The following is a 17,909-nucleotide window of genomic DNA, read 5'->3' on the forward strand; positions in this document are numbered from 1 at the left end:
TCCTCATCGCCTGCAAAGCTGTCGTCCTCGTAGACTTCTTCAAAATCATCCTCGTCAGCATTTACAAGCTCTCCGCTCTCTTCATCGAACTCCTGCGCCTGATAACCCATCTCGCCCAGGGAGCCGTTATCATAATCGTCATATTTGCGGTCACCTTCCATCTCATAGCGGTAATCCGTATCACCGTAATCAATGGTTTCCATAATTTCAACCTCGGTCTGGTCCTCTCTGAGCACTCTCACATCCAGGCCCAATGCCTGCAGCTCCTTCAAAAGCACCTTAAAGGACTCGGGAATGCCGGGCTCGGGAATATTATCACCCTTGATGATGGCCTCATAGGTCTTTACACGGCCCACCACATCATCGGACTTCACTGTCAAAATCTCCTGCAGCGTGTAGGATGCGCCGTAGGCCTCCAGGGCCCAAACCTCCATCTCTCCAAAACGCTGGCCGCCGAACTGGGCTTTACCTCCCAGAGGCTGCTGGGTCACAAGGGAATACGGTCCCGTAGAACGGGCATGGATCTTATCATCCACCAGATGATGCAGCTTTAAGTAGTGCATATGCCCTATGGTTACGGGGCTGTCGAAATATTCTCCTGTACGTCCGTCCCGCAGACGCACCTTGCCGTCTCTGGAAATAGGCACTCCCTTCCAAAGCTTTCTATGCTCCCTGTTGTCATACAGATACTGCATTACCTCAGGCAGAAGCTCCTCTTTATGCTTTGCCTCAAACTCTTCCCACTCCAGATTTACATAATCATTTGCCAAATCCAGAGTATCCATGATGTCATTCTCGTTTGCGCCGTCAAATACCGGTGTGGCAACGTTAAAGCCCAGTGCCTTTGCCGCAAGAGAAAGGTGAATCTCCAGCACCTGTCCGATGTTCATACGGGAAGGCACACCCAGGGGATTCAGCACAATATCCAGGGGACGGCCATTGGGCAGATAGGGCATATCCTCCACAGGAAGCACACGGGAAACCACACCCTTGTTGCCGTGACGGCCTGCCATCTTATCGCCCACAGAAATCTTTCTCTTCTGTGCAATATAAATACGAACCGCCTGGTTTACACCGGGGGACAATTCATCGCTGTTTTCTCTGGTGAACACCTTGGCGTCCACCACAATGCCGTACTCGCCGTGAGGCACCTTTAAGGAGGTATCTCTCACCTCTCTGGCCTTCTCGCCAAAGATCGCCCGAAGCAGTCTCTCCTCTGCGGTAAGCTCCGTCTCGCCCTTTGGTGTCACCTTGCCCACCAGGATATCTCCCGCACGGACCTCCGCTCCAATACGGATAATGCCTCTGTCGTCCAGATCCTTCAGGGCGTCGTCACCCACGCCGGGCACATCCCGGGTGATCTCCTCGGGTCCCAGCTTGGTGTCTCTGGCTTCCGCCTCATATTCCTCAATGTGAACGGAGGTATATACATCCTCCTGCACAAGTCTTTCACTTAAAAGAACCGCGTCCTCGTAGTTATAGCCCTCCCAGGTCATGAAACCGATCAAAGGATTCTTGCCAAGGGCAAGCTCTCCCATGGAGGTGGAGGGACCGTCCGCAATCACCTGTCCCGCTTCCACATGATCGCCCTTGCACACAATAGGCTTTTGGTTGTAGCAGTTGGACTGATTGCTTCTGGAAAATTTGGTCAGATGGAATTCTGCCTTTTCCCCATCGTCACAGGTCATTCTGATCAGATTGGAGGAAACGTAATCCACTGTCCCTGCCTTGGGCGCTACCACACAGACTCCCGAGTCCACAGCTGCCTTCACTTCCATTCCCGTGCCCACCACAGGCGCTTCCGTGGTCAGAAGGGGCACCGCCTGACGCTGCATATTGGAGCCCATCAGTGCACGGTTTGCATCGTCATTCTCCAGGAAGGGAATCAGTGCGGTTGCAACAGAAAATACCATCTTAGGGGACACATCCATATAATCGAACATTGCCTTGGGGTATTCCTGGGTTTCCTCTCTGTAACGTCCGGAAACGGTATTCCGCACAAAATGCCCGTCTGCATCCAGGGCTTCGTTTGCCTGGGCTACATGATAATTGTCCTCTTCATCGGCAGTCATGTAGACAACCTCTTCCGTTACCCTGGGGTTTGCCGGGTCTGATTTATCAATTTTACGATAAGGCGCCTCCACAAAGCCATACTCGTTGATACGGGCATAGCTTGCCAGGGAGTTGATCAAACCGATATTAGGTCCCTCAGGCGTCTCAATGGGGCACATTCTTCCATAGTGGGAATAATGCACGTCCCGGACCTCAAATCCTGCCCTGTCTCTGGACAGACCGCCGGGACCTAACGCCGACAGACGCCTCTTGTGGGTCAGCTCACCCAGAGGGTTGTTCTGATCCATAAACTGTGACAGCTGGGAGGAACCAAAAAATTCCTTCACCGCAGCGGTGACAGGCTTAATATTAATCAAAGACTGGGGCGAAATATCCTCAGCATCGTGGGTCGTCATACGCTCTCTGACAACTCTCTCCATTCTGGAAAGACCGATTCTGTACTGATTCTGCAGAAGCTCGCCCACAGCACGGATACGTCTGTTGCCCAGGTGGTCGATATCGTCGTCATTGCCCAGGCCATATTCCAGGTGCATATTATAATTGATGGAAGCAATGATATCTTCCTTTGTGATATGCTTAGGCACAAGCTCATGCACGTTCTTTTTGATGGCCTCTGCCAGCTTTTCGGCGTCGTCTCCGAATTCCTCAATAATCTGTGCCAAAACGGGATAATAAACCCGCTCATGAATCCCAAAATCCTTGGGATTACAGTCTACAAAGCTTGTGATGTCAACCATCATGTTGGAGAGAACCTTTACATTTCTTTCCTCCGTCTGCACATAGACAAAGGGAACAGCCGCATTCTGGATAGTGTCGGCCAGCTCCGCGCTCACCTTATCTCCTGCGGAGGCAAGAACCTCCCCTGTGGAAGGATCCACCACATCCGCTGCCAAAACCTGATTCCTGATCCGGTTTTTCAAGGCCAGCTTTTTATTGAATTTATATCTTCCCACCTTGGCCAGATCGTATCTGCGGGGGTCAAAGAACATAGCGTTGATGAGGCTTTCCGCACTTTCAACGCTCAAAGGCTCTCCGGGACGGATTTTTTTGTATAACTCTAACAGACCCTCCTGATAATTCTCAGCAGTGTCCTTTGCAAAGCTTGCTTCAATCTTGGGCTCGTCGCCAAATACCTCTCTGATCTCGTCGTTGGTTCCGATTCCCAGCGCCCTGATCAGCACAGTGATAGGCACCTTACGGGTCCTGTCCACTCTCACATAAAAAACATCGTTGGAATCCGTTTCATATTCCAGCCACGCGCCACGGTTGGGGATTACAGTACAGGAAAAAAGTCTTTTTCCGATCTTGTCATGCCCGATGGCATAGTAAATACCGGGGGAACGAACCAGCTGGCTTACAATAACACGCTCTGCGCCATTGATGATAAAGGTACCGGTGTCTGTCATCAAAGGAAGATCGCCCATAAAAATTTCATGCTCGCTGATTTCCTCTTTTTCCTTGTTGTAGAGGCGAACCCGAACCTTCAGGGGAGCGGCATAATTTGCGTCTCTTTCCTTGCATTCCTCAATAGAATACTTTACATCGTTCCTGCACAGTTCAAAATCTACAAATTCCAAACTCAAGGAGCCGCTGTAATCGGCAATGGGAGAGATGTCGTCGAAAACTTCCTTCAAGCCTTCGTCTAAAAACCACTGATAGGAATCCTTCTGGACTTCGATCAGGTTGGGCATCTCCAAAACCTCTTTTTGTCTTGAATAACTCATACGCATAACCCGGTTACCGGCAATCGGACGTATTCTGTTTTTTTCCATTGACATTCACCCCGTTCTTTCTGATAAGCATAGCACCGCACAATAGTGCACCATCCATACTAACACAAAACAAAAACTGGGTCAAGGAAAATTTTTGAAATAAATATAACAAAAAGCAGTTTCCATGCTTTTGGGGAAACTGCTTTTTGTTATATTTATTATTACCTTGATGGCAGACCAATTACTTAAGGGTAACCTTAGCGCCAACTTCCTCAAGCTTCTTCTTGATCTCCTCAGCCTCTTCCTTGGTTGCTGCCTCCTTCAATACCTTGGGAGCGCTGTCTACCAGATCCTTTGCCTCCTTCAGGCCAAGTCCGGTTGCTTCACGAACAACCTTGATAACCTTAACCTTCTCGGAGCCGATCTCGGTCAGCTCTACGTCAAACTCGGTCTTCTCCTCTGCCGCCTCAGCAGGGCCTGCTGCAGCTGCAACTACCACGCCTGCTGCTGCAGATACGCCGAATTCCTCCTCGCAAGCCTTTACAAGATCATTCAATTCCAATACGGACAACTCTTTGATCGCATCAATCAGTTCCTGCGCTGTTAATTTAGCCATTTTCATTTCCTCCATTTTATTTAATCTCTGTTTGTTTTACTTGGTTCTTCTTTCAAATCGCATTATTCTGCTGCGGGTGCTTCCTCAGCAGCAGGCTCCTGTGCCTCTGCCGCAGGTGCTTCCTCAGTAGCAGGCGCTTCGCAGGCAGCTGCTCCGCCTTTTTCCGCCAGCTGGTTCATAACGCGTGCAAAATTGGTAATAGGGCTCTTCATGCTTCCCAGCAATCTGGAAAGAAGCACGTCTCTGGAAGGAATTTCCGCAATGGAAGCCATTCCGTTCGCGTCATATACAGTACCTTCCACCATGCCGGCCTTAATCTCAAGCTTATTAGCCGTCTTTGCAAACTGTGCCAGTATTCTGGCAGGCGCCGTTGCGTCGTCTGTGGAAATAGCCACTGCGCTGGGGCCTTCCAGATACTGCAGCAGGCCTTCGCAATCTGTTCCCTTGAACGCAAAGTTCATCAGGGTGTTTTTGTAAACCTTGTAGGTCACTCCTGCTTCGCGAAGATTCTTGCGCAGCTGGGTATCCTGCTCCACAGTAAGCCCGCGGTAATCAACCAGTACCACAGACTGTGCGTCTTTGATGCTGGATGAAATTTCTTCCACAATGGGCTGTTTCAATTCAATCTTTGCCATTTCTTTACCTCCTTTTAGATTTAAGAGCTAAAAAAAGCTCCCTGAAGACTCAGAGAGATAACGTAATCGATGTACTGCAATCAATGTGTATCCTTCTCCTCGGCAGGACTTACGCTCGGTCACCCTCGCACCTGCTGTCTTCGGTTCGGTTTCTAACCTTATAGAGAATACCACAGGGGCTGTCTTATGTCAACCCCCTGTGGTGCTTCTTTTACCATTACGCTTAGTACCCAGCTACGCTTACCTTTACGCCAGGTCCCATTGTGCTGGTAAGGGTAATGCTTCTTAAGTACTGTCCCTTCACTGCGCTGGGCTTTGCCTTCACAATGGCCTCCATCAGTGCATTGAAGTTTTCCTGAAGAGCCTCCTCTGTAAAGGAAACCTTTCCTACCGGAACATGCACAATGTTGGTCTTGTCCAGTCTGTACTCAATCTTACCTGCTTTGATATCAGCGATGGCCTTCGCCACATCCATGGTTACCGTACCGGCCTTGGGATTTGGCATCAAACCCTTGGGTCCAAGCACTTTACCCAGACGGCCCACAACGCCCATCATGTCAGGGGTTGCCACCACTACGTCAAAATCAAGCCAGCCATCGTTCTGGATTCTGGGGATGAGCTCATCTCCTCCCACGTAATCAGCGCCAGCCGCCTCTGCTTCATTTACTTTATCGCCCTTTGCAAATACAAGAACGCGCACCGTCTTACCGGTTCCGTTGGGCAGTACCACCGCGCCGCGGATCTGCTGCTCTGCATGACGTCCGTCGCAGCCGGTTCTGATATGCACTTCAACGGTCTCATCAAATTTCGCGGTTGCAGTCTTTTTTACAAGCGCAATTGCTTCCGCAGGCTCATATAATGTTGTGCGGTCTACAAGCTTTGCAGCCTCAACATATTTCTTACCATGTTTCATTCTTTTACCTCCTAGGTTCCAACGACAATCATTCAATTGTCTCCCAAATTATTTTGTTTTCACTAATCCTCTACAGTAATACCCATGCTGCGTGCGGTACCTGCAATCATGCTCATGGCTGCCTCAAGGCTGGCCGCGTTTAAATCGGGCATTTTCAGCTCGGCAATCTCCTGAACCTTTGCCTTGGAGATGGAAGCCACCTTAGTCTTGTTGGGTACTGCGGAGCCTGATTTCAGGTTGCAGGCCTTCTTCAAAAGTACTGCTGCAGGCGGAGTCTTGGTAACGAAACTGAAGCTTCTGTCTGCGTACACAGTAATCACTACAGGGATGATCACATCACCCTTGTCTGCTGTTCTTGCGTTGAACTGCTTGGTAAATTCAACGATGTTCACGCCATGCTGTCCAAGTGCGGGACCAACTGGCGGAGCCGGTGTTGCTTTGCCGGCAGGAATCTGTAATTTGATGTATCCTTCTACTTTCTTTGCCATTGCGGCACCTCCTATAATGTGGTAATCCGGCGCAGGGTCTTTTTTGTTTTACTGCCCTGCTCCCACTGCCGCCGGGCGTAAAGCCCAGCCATACGGCGGCCTTTTCAAGCGCCGTATTTATACTTTACCGGTCCGGCTTTTCGCCGAAAACCGGGAAAATATCAAAATTAAAGTTTTCTGACCTCCGCAAAGCTGATCTCCACAGGGGTCTCTCTGCCAAACAGCTCCACGTTGATGGTAGCCGTCTGCTTGCCGTAGTCCAGCTTCTGCACCACGCCCACGGTATCCTTCCAGACACCGGCCACCACTGCGATACTGTCTCCCTCTGCGAAATCAATGGAGACATTTTCCGTCTTAATGCCAAGAGGCTTCATCTCAGCCTCAGTGAGCGGGACGGCCTTGCTTCCCGGTCCCACAAAGCCCGTAACGCCGCGGGTATTGCGCACAACATACCATGTGTCGTCGTTCATTTCCATATTGAGAAGCACATAGCCCGGAAACATCTTCTTGGGAACGGTCTTTTTCACACCGTTCTTGATTTCCACCACATCCTGCATGGGAACTCTGACTTCCAAAATCTGTTCTGCAAGGTGCTTGTTGTTCTCGATGGTCTTCTCAATATTGGCTTTGACTTTGTTTTCATATCCTGAATAGGTATGCACTACATACCATTTTGCCTCTGCCATACAATCAACCTCGCTCTATAATGATGTTAAGAAATTCACACCGTTCTGGATCACGAAATCCAGTATGGCAATGATAACTCCCAGTACCACCGAAATTGCAACAACCGCCACAGACTGCTTTAACAAAGACTGTCTGTCCGGCCACGAAATTTTCTTGAATTCAGCTTTGACGCCCTTAAAAAAGCTGGGACGTGCCTGCTTTTCTTTGGAATCTCCCATTTCGACCTCCCAAAATTAGAACGGCTGATTATTTTGTTTCCTTGTGCAGTGTATGGGTTCTGCAGAATCTACAATATTTCTTGATTTCCATTCTGTCGGGATGAGTTTTCTTATCCTTGGTAGTATTGTAGTTACGCTGCTTGCATTCTGTACATGCTAAGGTGATTTTTGTACGCATTTTTGCTACCTCCACGTATTTTCTGTTCTTTTTAATCAAGTATGCTCTATAAATTTAAGCATAAAAAAAAGACCTAAATCTTATCTCGTTTGAATACTATAACACAGCAGGACGCTTCCGTCAACTGTTTTTTCGGGGCAATCCCCACTTTTCCTTGTTTCTTCTTATGTTTTATGCTAAAATCAGATTATCAGGAAAGGAGGCACAGCCATGGGAGCAGCTCTTGCGGCAGTTTACAATCACTATCTTGCATCTTACGCCCCAAAGGGTCTGACGCGCTTTGACGCCCACAAAAGCAGTGAGCTGCAAAGCATTTATAATTCCATGGTTAAGCTCAACAAGGAAGCTCCGTGGTATCTTCCCACCACAAATCAGGAAACGAAGCAGTACGTGGTTGCTTTAAAGGAAAACGCCCGCCAGCTGCACAACACCATTGCGCTTCTGGGGGGCTTGGAGGAAAACGGCCTTCTGAGCAAAAAAAGCGCATTTTCTTCCAATCCGGAGCTTGTCACCGCCTCCTATATCGGGCCCCATGATCTGGAAACCAAGTCGCCCTGTTTTGAAATTGAGGTATACGCGCTGGCTTCCCCCCAGCAAAACATGGGACTGTTTTTGGAAGATACAAAGGTTTCCTTTTCCCCCGGCACCTATTCCTTTGACATCACCACCGGGGACATGAGCTATGAATTTCAATTTACTCTGGATGGCTCGGAAACCAACAGGCAGCTGCAGGAACGCATTGCCCGCCTGATCAACAATTCTGCCATCGGCGTAAAAGCCTCTCTTGCAGAGTCGTCCTCCCGGACCTCTCTTGTGCTTACGTCGGAGGCCACCGGCATTCCCCAGGGGAAAACCGATATTTTTCAGGTCAATGATGACCATACCAGCAAAACCCCCGGCACAGTAGCTTACCTGGGTCTCGACAATATTTCCAGCAAGGCCGCAGACGCAGTCTACTCCATAAATGGACAGAAGCAAAGCTCTCCCACAAACCATTTTCATATTGAAAATCTTTTTGAGGTCAGTTTAAAGGGCGTTACATCAGAGGCCGAAAGCGTGCGCATCGGTCTGAAAACAGACATTGATTCCCTTACTGACAATATCACACAGCTGATGGGCGGATACAACGCTTTTCTCCGGGCAGCTGCCTCCTTCCAGGACACCCAGGCAAAGAGCAGCCAGCTGATACACGAGTTTGAGGGAATTGCTTCTGACTATGAAAGCTCCATGAAGTCCTCCGGCCTGAACCTTACGCCGGACGGCACTGTCCAAGTAAACCGCCAGCTTCTGCACAAGACAGCAGAGCAGTCCCAGGATGCGGCACAGACCTTTGCCTTCCTTAAAAGCTTCTGCAGCCGTCTCCTTCGAAAGAGCAATCAGGTTTCCTTAAATCCCATGCAGTATGTGGAGAAAAAGGTGGTTGCCTATAAAAATCCGGGACATAATTTTATCAGCCCCTACAACGCCGCCGTCTACAGCGGTATGATGTTCAACGGATATTGTTAAAGCGGAATATTGCCGTGCTTCTTCTGCGGCTGTTCCGCTTTTTTCGTCCGAAGCATCTTAAGGGCATGCTTTATCTTCTCTCTGGATTCCTCCGGCTTGATCACTTCATTCACATACCCTCTGGCGGCTGCCACATAGGGATTCAAAAAGCGTTCCTCATATTCCTTCTTGCATTGGGCCCGCATGGCATCAGGGTCTGCGGATGCCTTAATCTTCCTTTTAAAGGCAATATTTACGGCGCCGTCCGCCCCCATAACTGCGATCTCCGCAATAGGCCAGGCAAACACCATATCCGCTCCCATCTCCTTGGAGTTCATGGCAATGTAGGCTCCGCCGTAGGCCTTGCGCATGATCAAGGTGATTTTGGGCACAGTGGCCTCCGAATAGGCGTAAAGCACCTTGGCTCCGTGGCGGATGATGCCGTTATGCTCCTGTGCGGTTCCCGGCAGGAAGGCGGGCACATCCACCAGCGTAATCAAAGGGATGTTGAAACAGTCGCAGAAACGGATAAAGCGGGCCATTTTGTCAGAGGCGTGGTAATCCAGGGAGCCGCACAGCTGGTTGGGCTGATTGGCCACAAAGCCCACACTTTCTCCATCCATTCTGGCAAAGCCCACCACAATGTTGGGGGCAAACTCCTTCTGCACCTCAAAAAAGCTGTCCCCGTCGGCAATACAGCCGATCACCTTCTTGACATCATAGGCAATGCGGGAATTGTCCGGAACAATATCAGTCAGGCAGACACAGGGGTTTTCCCCGTCCTTTTCCGAATGCTTTTTGCGCAGCTTGATTTTTTCAAACACCTTGTTCACTGAAAATCCGGCGGACTCCTTATGAGTCTCCCGGTTGATCACAGGGGCCTTTTCCAGATAGCTTCCCGGCAGATAGGTCAAAAGCTTCCGTACAGCCATCAGGCACTCTCCCTCTGTGTCAAAGGTAAAATGGGACACGCCGCTTTTTTTTGCGTGCACCTGGGCCCCGCCCAGCTCTTCCACGCTCACCTCCTCATTGATCACGGTTTTTACCACATTGGGACCCGTGATAAACATTTTAGAGGTATCCTTTACCATAAAAATAAAATCACAGATAGCCGGAGCGTAGCAGGCGCCTCCCGAGCAGGGCCCCAAAATCACCGCAATCTGCGGAATCATTCCCGATGCCTTTGTGTGGCGCAGAAACATGCCGCTGTAGCCGCTCAGGGAAGAAATTCCCTCTTCGATTCTGGCGCCGCCGCTGTCGTTGATGCAGATCAGGGGAGCCTTCATCTCCATGGCCATATCCTGTATCCTGGTGATCTTAAAGGAATGATACTCTCCCAGGGTTCCGCCGATCACCGTAAAATCCTCGCTGGCAGCAAACACCAGGCGTCCGTCAATCTCACCGTAGCCTGTGACCACACCGTCCCCCGGCACTCGTCTCTTATCCAGATCAAAATCGTTGATTCTGGACTCCACAAAGCCGTCCACCTCCACAAAGGTACCCTTATCAAACAATATCTCAAGCCGCTCTCTGGCTGTCAGCTTCCCCTGCGCATGCTGCTTATCAATTTTCAGCTGTCCGCCGCCCAAGGCCGCCTTTCCTCTTCTTTCGTCCAGATCCAGCAATGCCTGTTCCCAATTCATACTCACTTCACTCCTCAAAATATTTGAATTTCAATTCTTTTGATTATCAAACTATTTAACATGATAACAGCATTGCACAAAAAAGGCAAGCAGATTTTTACATCTGCCCGCCTTCTTTCTCAGCCAGCGCAAGAGCCGCTTCTATCACCTTGTCCATATCATAATAACGGTACTGTCCCAGTCTGCCGCCGAATACCACATTCTTTTCCTCTCTGGCAAGCTCCTGATACCGGGCAAAGAGTCTGGTGTTTCGCTCATCGTTCACAGGATAATAGGGCTCGTCCCCCTTTTTCCAGGCCGCCGGATATTCCCTTGTGATCACAGTATCCGGCTGAGTGCCAAATTCAAAATGCTTATGCTCAATGATTCTGGTGTAGGGAACCTCCCTTTCCGTGTAATTGACCACCGCATTTCCCTGATAGTTGGCGCAGCCTTCTAATATTTCCTCCTCAAAGCGAAGTGTCCTGTACTGCAGCGCTCCCAGCTTGTAGTCAAAGTACTCGTCGATCATTCCGGTATAAAGCACCCGCTCAAAGGTATCCGGCTGCTCCTTTGCGGCATTCTCCGCCAGAAAATCCCGATAGGAAATCCCCAGCCGCACAGGCATATCCCCTATCAGCTTTTCTGCGATCCGGGTATATCCCCCCACGGGAATCCCCTGATATCGGTCCGTAAAATAATTGTTATCGTAGGTAAACCTTACCGGAAGCCGTTTGATAATAAAGGCCGGGAGCTCCCTGCAGTCCCTTCCCCATTGCTTTTCCGTGTAACCCTTTACCAGCTTTTCATATACATCTCTTCCCACCAGGGACAAGGCCTGCTCTTCCAGGTTCTGCGGTTCTTCCACAAAACAGTCCCTTCTCTGCTCTTCAATGACATCCATAGCTTCCCTGGGAGTGCGTATCCCCCACATTTTGCTGAAGGTGTTCATATTAAAGGGCAGATTATACAGCTCGTCCCGCCAGATTGCCACGGGGGAGTTGATATAATTGTTAAATTCTGCAAATTGATTCATATACTCCCATATATGTCGATTGGAGGTATGAAAAATGTGCGCGCCGTATTTATGCACCTGTATCCCCTTTTCTTCACAGGTATAAATATTGCCGCCGATGTTTTTTCTCTGATCAATGAGCAGGCAGGCCCTTCCCCTCCTGTTCATCTCATGGGCAAAGACGGAGCCAAACAGGCCCGTGCCCACAATCAGCCAGTGATATTTCATTTGCTTTTCTTCCCTTTTGCCTTGTATTTATCGATTTGTACAAAGTCATCCATCAGCTCCAGAACCTTGTCCCGCCCGGTCTGGTTGAGCTTCACATAATACTGCATCACTCTGTTTTCCAGAAGCTGTGCACCCAAAGGCGTATCCCGCTCCAGGGAGGAGAAATCCACAGGGTTTAAGCTCAGCTTGTCGCACATCTTAATCACTGTGCCGTAAGCCATTCCTTCGATTCCGCGCTCCAGAGCCGTAACCAGGGTGCTGTAGGGAATGTTCATTTCCAGCGCGAACTGGCGCACACTGCGGTATTGCCGCAAAATCTCTTTCTTCAAAATCTCTGCTTTTGTCATCTTCATTTCCTCCATTATGCTGTCATTTATGCTGTCAAAGTAGTGCATAAAGTTAATATACGATATTCCGTCTGCCATTGCAAGACAAAATCTAAAAATTAAGATTCTTCACAAAACCTTTAGAAATTCCAAATTCCACTATCTGCAAGCTGCTTAATACTCTGAATTACTGTTTCATATGTTTCCGGTACAAAAAGCAATCCCAGCGTTATATCATTGTAATCATTTCTGTAAGCTTGGCTTTCGATTATCTCCTTCAAAATATCTGTCACGCGTACACCCGCCTTAGCAGATGGACAAATAGTTAATTCTGAACGCACTGCTCTTACCTGTGGAATCAGCTTTGCCAATTCGTCGGTAATACCAATAGAGCTTACAATTTTATAAATATCGTACAAATGTCTTGAATGATGATCTATCTCGCCTTGCATATAGTAATCACATAATGCAAAAACTTTATCTGCAAGGGTTCTTTCTATGGATTGTGTCGTAATTTCAAAAGGCATCAAATCATAAGTTTCTGCTAAATCCAGGCGATTTATTTTGTTTAAGAAACGGTAAATATAGTTATCAGCCATTCTCTTTGTTGTCGGAAACGGCAGCAATGCCACATAGGTTTCAACTACCAATTCAGGCTTCAATATATTTAACTGCTCATACATAGATGGGTAAATTGCTCTATAACAGTTGTAATGTCTGCGGCTTCTTGTCATATCAAGATTGGCAATCTGGAAGCCAAATTCCTCCATGACAGCAACAACAGCCTTTTTTAACTGTCTTTTTCTGGCCTCCCCCGGTATTCCTGATTCTGCCGTATAAGATAAATCAATGTCCTCTGAAAAACGATCCAACAGCTGATAGCATTTAGCAAGAGAGGTTCCACCTTTGAATACCATATCTTTCAGCTTTTCTGATAATGACCTAAGCACAATTGTGACATAATAATCTTTTTCAATTACATTAGTTGGTATTGCCAGCTCATTAGCCGCACCAGCAATCAATTCTTCAAATGCTTCTCTATCATGATGTAAATTCATAAATCACCCCCCATTCAATCATTTTTTTTGCAGTTGCACCAGTTAAAACAGATGATACCTCTGATAACTGTTCTTTTGTAAAACGCTTTTTTCTCATATAAGAAATCAAGGTTCCTATCGTTTCTTTCATCGGAAGCTCGGTATACTTTTCAGCCTGTCCAATACTGTCTAATAGCTGCAAAAGCGCTGCATTGGAAGCCGAAACAGTAATTGCAGGCTTCTTAATTCTAACTTTCTGCGTTCCCACCGTAATCATGCGTCCGTTCGTTGCTTCACGATTGGTAACAACCTCTATCACTGCAGGTATTTGAGTTGTTAATCCTAATTGATTGGCAAAAGATATTCCTGTAACATATCCGTAAATCTCTGATTTATTTTGCACATATCTACGCATAATAACTACATATGGGTCAAGATAGCTCTTACCCAGCAGGCCACCGCGCCTTGGTATATAGTAAATCCCGTTATCATATCTCTCTAAAAAGCCGCTTGCGGCAAGTCTTTTTACAGACTGGCGAACTGCATTATCAGACAGGCCTTCAACGGACAAATTGTTTAAAAATATAGGCTCATCATATCCATAATTTTCAATTAGATAGGTCTTTAACATTCTCTCACCTCCATGGATATCGTACTATATTTATATTATATTTGTCAATATTTGTGTCTCAAGGAGGAGCCATCCCGTATATCTGCACCACCTCAAGCAAGGGGCTCTCGTATAGATCTCTGGGCGTCACAAGCCTGCCCCCGTCGCTGTCCAGGTCATATCCAAAGAGGCTGTAAACATACCATACCAGATGGGCACACTGGGTTCCAGCGAGTGTCTCCTCTTCCTCCTGCATGCTGCCCGCCGTAAAATAGGTTTCCTTCTCTGAATTTCCCAAGGGCCACAGTCCCGCGGTGAGCTGGTAGGGGATTCCGGCCAGGTTTTCTTCCGCATAGTTGGCAATCTTTTGCCGCTCCTCTAACGGAACGTCCTTCAGCCGCAGAATGGCAAAGGAGGGATACCGTTCCCAGTTGTCCAGGCTTAAGATGGCAGTGTCCGTCCCAGCACTCTTGCCTCCAGAGTAAGGCGCTTTTTTGCATCCGTCACAATGGCTGCATGCCCGTTTCGCCAGCCAAAAAAATGGCAGTTAAAATTGATCAGGATATCTCCCTCCTCCACCACAGGAATCTCCTGCCCTGATTTTTCTTCTCCCGCCAGATGCTCTGCCCAGGAAATGATCGTATTGGGAGCACATTCCAGTTCCACTGGAGTGAAAAAACGTTCCTGCAGAGTAAAAAGCTCTGCCTGCCGCCCGGCGCTTCTTAAGGCGTCCACGCCTGCTTTGGACAAACCAGTCTGCCGGAAGAGCAGCTCGTAGTCCGCCTGGCTCAGGACTTCTTCCGCTTCCTCCACGTAGCAGGAAATATCCGCCATAGGGTAATCAGGCGTAATATGGGCGTCCGCTTCCGCCTCCTTCGTCCAGAAAAAAAGAAACAGTACCGCGCAGAGGGAAAGCTCCGCCGTGTAAATCCGTCTCATAAGCTTTTTCTTCTTCAACGCAATACACCTTTTTTAGGTTTATTGTGTCCGGCGGGAGAGGTTTTATGCGCATTCGCTGAGCTCACTTGCTGGCAGAAATAAAATCTTTTGTAAATCATGTAGCCGTGTAGATTTTAAAAAAGTTGGCACCTGTTTTAAAAGTTGTTCTAAAAAATTTAGGTTTTCTCTTGAAAGTCCCTTGAAAAAATTGATAATTTTGTATATATGTCCCCCGCTCTCTCAACTCAACGCGATTGCTGCCCGCACGCATCTTACATACATTTTCATATAGACATCAAAGCCCCCCAATACTTCCACCTCGTATAATCCTGTCGCCCTCTGCACTATGTTAACCTTTTCCATTCCTTCCAACAGTTTGAGTTCCTCTTCTGTGAAAATTGCCCTAAAACTATACTCTATGTTTCTTTCTATCCCTAATTCTCTCAACACGCTGGGGTATATCAAGTATCTCCAATTTTGAGGCATTGGATATTGTATTTCATCATCTGGGCAGTTGATGTTCAATTGCTCAATCCCCAATTTTTTTAATATTCTCCTTGTCAGTTCCATTAACACGTCCCTCGCGGGGTGATTAAACGTTACAAAAGTTATGATTTTTTGATAGTTTTCTCTAATATAATCACACATTTTTATATCAATACCATTTTCTCTAACCGCAAACTCATTCAATTCACTTTCTATATTTTCGTACAACTCCTCCTTACGGTAAAAATCCGGTTCTTCTATAGCAGCTATTATTTCATCATCATTCTTTCCTTGCGCAATCATTTTCAATACGTTTTTGTCCGAATATTTAGTAGAACCCAATATTTTATATTTATTAAAGTTCAAATTATCCATACTATTTACTTTTAAATATTGCGGAAAATAACCTGTGAACCATAGGTTAGAATACAAAATGATTTTGCAATTTTCTGTAAGCAAAGACTTTACATATTCTGTTGAATATTTATATCCCAATTCGTTATCATTTGCAATCTTCTGTGACAATAGTATTTCAGCAAACTGAAAAACTTCTGATTCAATCATACAATTCCAAAATTCAATTTCCTGAGCTTCCCAAATTCTTGGCATAACACATGTCACATATTTTCGAGTAAATTCCTCATTAGAAATCAGCATATTTACAAGCACATGACTTTGACAATTTCCATGTATCATGACAAATTTTCTGTTATCAATAATTTTTTTTATTATTTTTTCAAATGCAATCTTATCATTGTTTACCAATTCAAAAATTAAATTGGTATCTATTTTTGCCTCTAACAAACTTGCATATATATAATCAATCCCCAGTCTCAATCCATGTTTTTCAAAAAAATCTCTAAACAATAAGCGTGCCTTATTATGCCACAAAAAATCTAAAATAATTACTTTTTTATTCAATCCATTAATTATACCAAAATCATAAATTTCCATTGAATCGGTTTCTCTTATTTCTGCAAAACCTTCTAAATTATCAGTAATTATTCCAATAACATTATATTTTTTTAAAATTCGATCTGCCCCCCCCCGAAAATCATTGAAAATTACCACTAAAACTTCATCGCTTTCTCTAATCATATTTGTTCTCCTCAAGACATCTGCTTGAATATCCAGCCCAATACAACTCTCTATTATCTATGCTTTCTATACGTTTCTACTGCTGTCCAAACGCCTTGAATCACCTGGTTACACTCTTCTGCTGTTATATAAGGCGATATTGGTAATGACAATACCTTTTCACTCAGAGAAGATGAATTTTCTGTATTACTACTCAAGGTCTGTTCACCTATAAATGCTTCCTGCATATGCAACGGCTTAGGATAATAAATCATAGTTGGGATATTTTCCAATAGTAAAGCTTTCTGAATAAAGCTTCTCTCAGCCTTGCTTTTTAACTTAATTGTATATTGCGCCCAACTTGACTCATATCCTTTTTTGACGCAAGGAATATCAACAATCTCTTTCAGTCCGTCTGAATATTTCGTTGCCACTTGATTAATTAACGCAATCTCTTTATCCTTAAATGCTTTGAATTTTACCATCAATATAGCTGCCTGTATACTGTCTAACCTTGAATTCATGCCTATATGTATATTATCATATTTATCGTGCGCAGATTTTCCATGCACACACAACGACCTTATCTTTTCATTCCATTCTTCATTATCCGTAAAGACAGCTCCGCCATCACCATAACATCCTAATGGCTTAGCAGGAAAAAAGGAAGTTGTGGCAATATCTCCAAAGCTACACGCTTTCTTGTTTCCTATAGCGCCACCAAAACCTTGTGCCCCATCTTCTATTATATATAGTCCATATTTTTGGGCAATCCCAGATAGTTTTACATAATCAGCCGGTTGTCCAAATAGATCTACAGCAATAATGGCTTTTGGCACATATCGCCCATCGAGAAGCACTTTCTGTATTGCAGCCTCCAAACTTTCCGCACAAATATTATAAGTATCTGTCTCCACATCTACAAACATAGGTGTCGCTCCCACAATAGGAACTACTTCCCCTGAAGCAAAAAAAGTAAAATCCGGAACAAATACTATGTCCCCTTTCCCTATCTGCATTGTTCTTAATGCCAATTCCAAGGCATCTGTCCCATTTGCACAAGTAATACAATATTTACACCCAACATAATCTGCCAGACATTCTTCCAACTCGTTTACGAACGGTCCGGAAATGAATTTTCCTGACAGGATTACTTTATTAATCGCTGCATCTATATCTTGCTGCAATATTTCATATTGCCTTCTCAAATCTCGAAATTCCATGATACCCTCTTATCTCACAGTGCATACTTCTTTTCCAGAATATCTAGTATACGAGCAGAAGTATCACCTTTTCCATAAAAATCAAGTATGTCGCTTTTTTCTTGTCTTTCACCTCTAATAAGACGCAATGCACTATCCACACTTTCGCGACTATCAAAGTCTAATTTAGTAATCCATTGATTCTTAATTAGATCTGGCCAAATGTCCAAATCAACCATTAATATACATTTTACCCCTGCAAAAAATGATTCTTTTGATACTCCACCCGAATCTGTCAAAATTATATGCGCGTTTATCATTAACTTTATCATTTCTATATATCCTACTGGAGTTATAAAAAG

The 17,909-nt window shown here is 46.0% G+C and carries 19 protein-coding genes and 1 other annotated feature; of the genes, 1 reads left to right on the plus strand and 18 read right to left on the minus strand.

Annotated elements, in window-relative coordinates; all coding sequences use genetic code 11:
• The 8 genes from rpoB to rpmG form a co-directional block, all read right to left on the minus strand.
• A partial coding sequence (gene rpoB / locus AC1WIP_RS01640; RefSeq protein WP_481140173.1) for a DNA-directed RNA polymerase subunit beta occupies positions 1-3,845 on the minus strand: 3,845 nt, incomplete at its 3' end.
• A 181-nt stretch (positions 3,846-4,026) separates the two neighbouring features.
• Positions 4,027-4,401: a 50S ribosomal protein L7/L12 gene (gene rplL, locus AC1WIP_RS01645; protein ID WP_318703272.1), complete on the minus strand. Its 375-nt coding sequence runs from the start codon at positions 4,399-4,401 to the stop codon at positions 4,027-4,029.
• 62 nt (positions 4,402-4,463) lie between these two features.
• On the minus strand, positions 4,464-5,036 hold the full coding sequence (rplJ, locus tag AC1WIP_RS01650) for a 50S ribosomal protein L10 (protein WP_481140174.1): 573 nt from the start codon (positions 5,034-5,036) through the stop codon (positions 4,464-4,466).
• 21 nt (positions 5,037-5,057) lie between these two features.
• Positions 5,058-5,198 (minus strand) — a sequence feature (ribosomal protein L10 leader region).
• 61 nt (positions 5,199-5,259) lie between these two features.
• Positions 5,260-5,949, minus strand: coding sequence for a 50S ribosomal protein L1 (rplA, locus tag AC1WIP_RS01655; RefSeq protein WP_481140175.1), 690 nt, complete (start codon positions 5,947-5,949; stop codon positions 5,260-5,262).
• Between the two features lie 62 nt (positions 5,950-6,011).
• Positions 6,012-6,437 carry a 50S ribosomal protein L11 gene (gene rplK / locus AC1WIP_RS01660; RefSeq protein WP_481140176.1) on the minus strand — a complete coding sequence of 142 codons (426 nt, stop codon included), beginning with the start codon at positions 6,435-6,437 and terminating at the stop codon, positions 6,012-6,014.
• 167 nt (positions 6,438-6,604) lie between these two features.
• Positions 6,605-7,123, minus strand: coding sequence for a transcription termination/antitermination protein NusG (gene nusG, locus AC1WIP_RS01665; protein ID WP_318703267.1), 519 nt, complete (start codon positions 7,121-7,123; stop codon positions 6,605-6,607).
• A 15-nt stretch (positions 7,124-7,138) separates the two neighbouring features.
• Positions 7,139-7,342, minus strand: a complete 204-nt coding sequence (gene secE / locus AC1WIP_RS01670) for a preprotein translocase subunit SecE (RefSeq protein ID WP_318708926.1) — start codon at positions 7,340-7,342, stop codon at positions 7,139-7,141.
• Positions 7,343-7,370: 28 nt separating this feature from the next.
• On the minus strand, positions 7,371-7,520 hold the full coding sequence (gene rpmG / locus AC1WIP_RS01675) for a 50S ribosomal protein L33 (RefSeq protein WP_318703265.1): 150 nt from the start codon (positions 7,518-7,520) through the stop codon (positions 7,371-7,373).
• A 210-nt stretch (positions 7,521-7,730) separates the two neighbouring features.
• On the opposite strand from rpmG, the gene fliD reads away from it, so the two are divergent.
• Positions 7,731-9,026 carry a flagellar filament capping protein FliD gene (gene fliD / locus AC1WIP_RS01680; RefSeq protein ID WP_481140177.1) on the plus strand — a complete coding sequence of 432 codons (1,296 nt, stop codon included), beginning with the start codon at positions 7,731-7,733 and terminating at the stop codon, positions 9,024-9,026.
• Here fliD and AC1WIP_RS01685 read toward each other — a convergent pair.
• The 10 genes from AC1WIP_RS01685 to AC1WIP_RS01730 all read right to left on the minus strand — a co-directional run.
• Positions 9,023-10,648, minus strand: coding sequence for an acyl-CoA carboxylase subunit beta (locus tag AC1WIP_RS01685; protein WP_481140178.1), 1,626 nt, complete (start codon positions 10,646-10,648; stop codon positions 9,023-9,025). The genes fliD and AC1WIP_RS01685 overlap by 4 nt on opposite strands.
• A gap of 97 nt (positions 10,649-10,745) precedes the next feature.
• Positions 10,746-11,870 carry a UDP-galactopyranose mutase gene (gene glf, locus AC1WIP_RS01690; protein WP_481140179.1) on the minus strand — a complete coding sequence of 375 codons (1,125 nt, stop codon included), beginning with the start codon at positions 11,868-11,870 and terminating at the stop codon, positions 10,746-10,748.
• Positions 11,867-12,217, minus strand: a complete 351-nt coding sequence (locus tag AC1WIP_RS01695; protein WP_318703259.1) for a helix-turn-helix domain-containing protein — start codon at positions 12,215-12,217, stop codon at positions 11,867-11,869. Before AC1WIP_RS01695 ends, glf begins: the two co-directional genes overlap by 4 nt.
• A 119-nt stretch (positions 12,218-12,336) precedes the next feature.
• Positions 12,337-13,254 carry a nucleotidyl transferase AbiEii/AbiGii toxin family protein gene (locus AC1WIP_RS01700; protein ID WP_481140180.1) on the minus strand — a complete coding sequence of 306 codons (918 nt, stop codon included), beginning with the start codon at positions 13,252-13,254 and terminating at the stop codon, positions 12,337-12,339.
• Positions 13,238-13,864, minus strand: coding sequence for a DUF6088 family protein (locus tag AC1WIP_RS01705; RefSeq protein ID WP_481140181.1), 627 nt, complete (start codon positions 13,862-13,864; stop codon positions 13,238-13,240). The genes AC1WIP_RS01700 and AC1WIP_RS01705 overlap by 17 nt, the downstream gene beginning before the upstream one ends.
• A gap of 58 nt (positions 13,865-13,922) precedes the next feature.
• Positions 13,923-14,141 (minus strand): hypothetical protein, encoded by a 219-nt coding sequence (locus AC1WIP_RS01710; protein WP_481140182.1) that lies wholly within the window; start codon positions 14,139-14,141, stop codon positions 13,923-13,925.
• A gap of 143 nt (positions 14,142-14,284) precedes the next feature.
• Positions 14,285-14,782 (minus strand): hypothetical protein, encoded by a 498-nt coding sequence (locus tag AC1WIP_RS01715; protein ID WP_481140183.1) that lies wholly within the window; start codon positions 14,780-14,782, stop codon positions 14,285-14,287.
• A gap of 240 nt (positions 14,783-15,022) precedes the next feature.
• Entirely contained in the window at positions 15,023-16,366 is a 1,344-nt protein-coding gene (locus AC1WIP_RS01720) for a WcbI family polysaccharide biosynthesis putative acetyltransferase (protein WP_481140184.1), read from the minus strand.
• Between the two features lie 53 nt (positions 16,367-16,419).
• Positions 16,420-17,568, minus strand: a complete 1,149-nt coding sequence (locus tag AC1WIP_RS01725) for a DegT/DnrJ/EryC1/StrS family aminotransferase (RefSeq protein ID WP_481140185.1) — start codon at positions 17,566-17,568, stop codon at positions 16,420-16,422.
• Between the two features lie 14 nt (positions 17,569-17,582).
• Positions 17,583-17,909: UDP-N-acetylglucosamine 2-epimerase (locus tag AC1WIP_RS01730; protein ID WP_481140186.1), on the minus strand; the 327-nt coding region annotated here is incomplete at its 5' end.

It is taken from the genome of Acetatifactor sp. (assembly GCF_982438285.1).

Coding starts and splice junctions, on each gene's coding strand:
- secE (WP_318708926.1), bottom strand. CDS start 7,342: ATGGGAGATTCCAAAGAAAAGCAGGCACGTCCCAGCTTTTTTAAGGGC.
- AC1WIP_RS01715 (WP_481140183.1), bottom strand. CDS start 14,782: ATGAGACGGATTTACACGGCGGAGCTTTCCCTCTGCGCGGTACTGTTT.
- AC1WIP_RS01705 (WP_481140181.1), bottom strand. CDS start 13,864: ATGTTAAAGACCTATCTAATTGAAAATTATGGATATGATGAGCCTATA.
- AC1WIP_RS01695 (WP_318703259.1), bottom strand. CDS start 12,217: ATGACAAAAGCAGAGATTTTGAAGAAAGAGATTTTGCGGCAATACCGC.
- rplA (WP_481140175.1), bottom strand. CDS start 5,949: ATGAAACATGGTAAGAAATATGTTGAGGCTGCAAAGCTTGTAGACCGC.
- glf (WP_481140179.1), bottom strand. CDS start 11,870: ATGAAATATCACTGGCTGATTGTGGGCACGGGCCTGTTTGGCTCCGTC.
- rpmG (WP_318703265.1), bottom strand. CDS start 7,520: ATGCGTACAAAAATCACCTTAGCATGTACAGAATGCAAGCAGCGTAAC.
- rplJ (WP_481140174.1), bottom strand. CDS start 5,036: ATGGCAAAGATTGAATTGAAACAGCCCATTGTGGAAGAAATTTCATCC.
- nusG (WP_318703267.1), bottom strand. CDS start 7,123: ATGGCAGAGGCAAAATGGTATGTAGTGCATACCTATTCAGGATATGAA.
- AC1WIP_RS01685 (WP_481140178.1), bottom strand. CDS start 10,648: ATGAATTGGGAACAGGCATTGCTGGATCTGGACGAAAGAAGAGGAAAG.
- AC1WIP_RS01725 (WP_481140185.1), bottom strand. CDS start 17,568: ATGGAATTTCGAGATTTGAGAAGGCAATATGAAATATTGCAGCAAGAT.
- rplK (WP_481140176.1), bottom strand. CDS start 6,437: ATGGCAAAGAAAGTAGAAGGATACATCAAATTACAGATTCCTGCCGGC.
- AC1WIP_RS01720 (WP_481140184.1), bottom strand. CDS start 16,366: ATGATTAGAGAAAGCGATGAAGTTTTAGTGGTAATTTTCAATGATTTT.
- fliD (WP_481140177.1), top strand. CDS start 7,731: ATGGGAGCAGCTCTTGCGGCAGTTTACAATCACTATCTTGCATCTTAC.
- AC1WIP_RS01700 (WP_481140180.1), bottom strand. CDS start 13,254: ATGAATTTACATCATGATAGAGAAGCATTTGAAGAATTGATTGCTGGT.
- rplL (WP_318703272.1), bottom strand. CDS start 4,401: ATGGCTAAATTAACAGCGCAGGAACTGATTGATGCGATCAAAGAGTTG.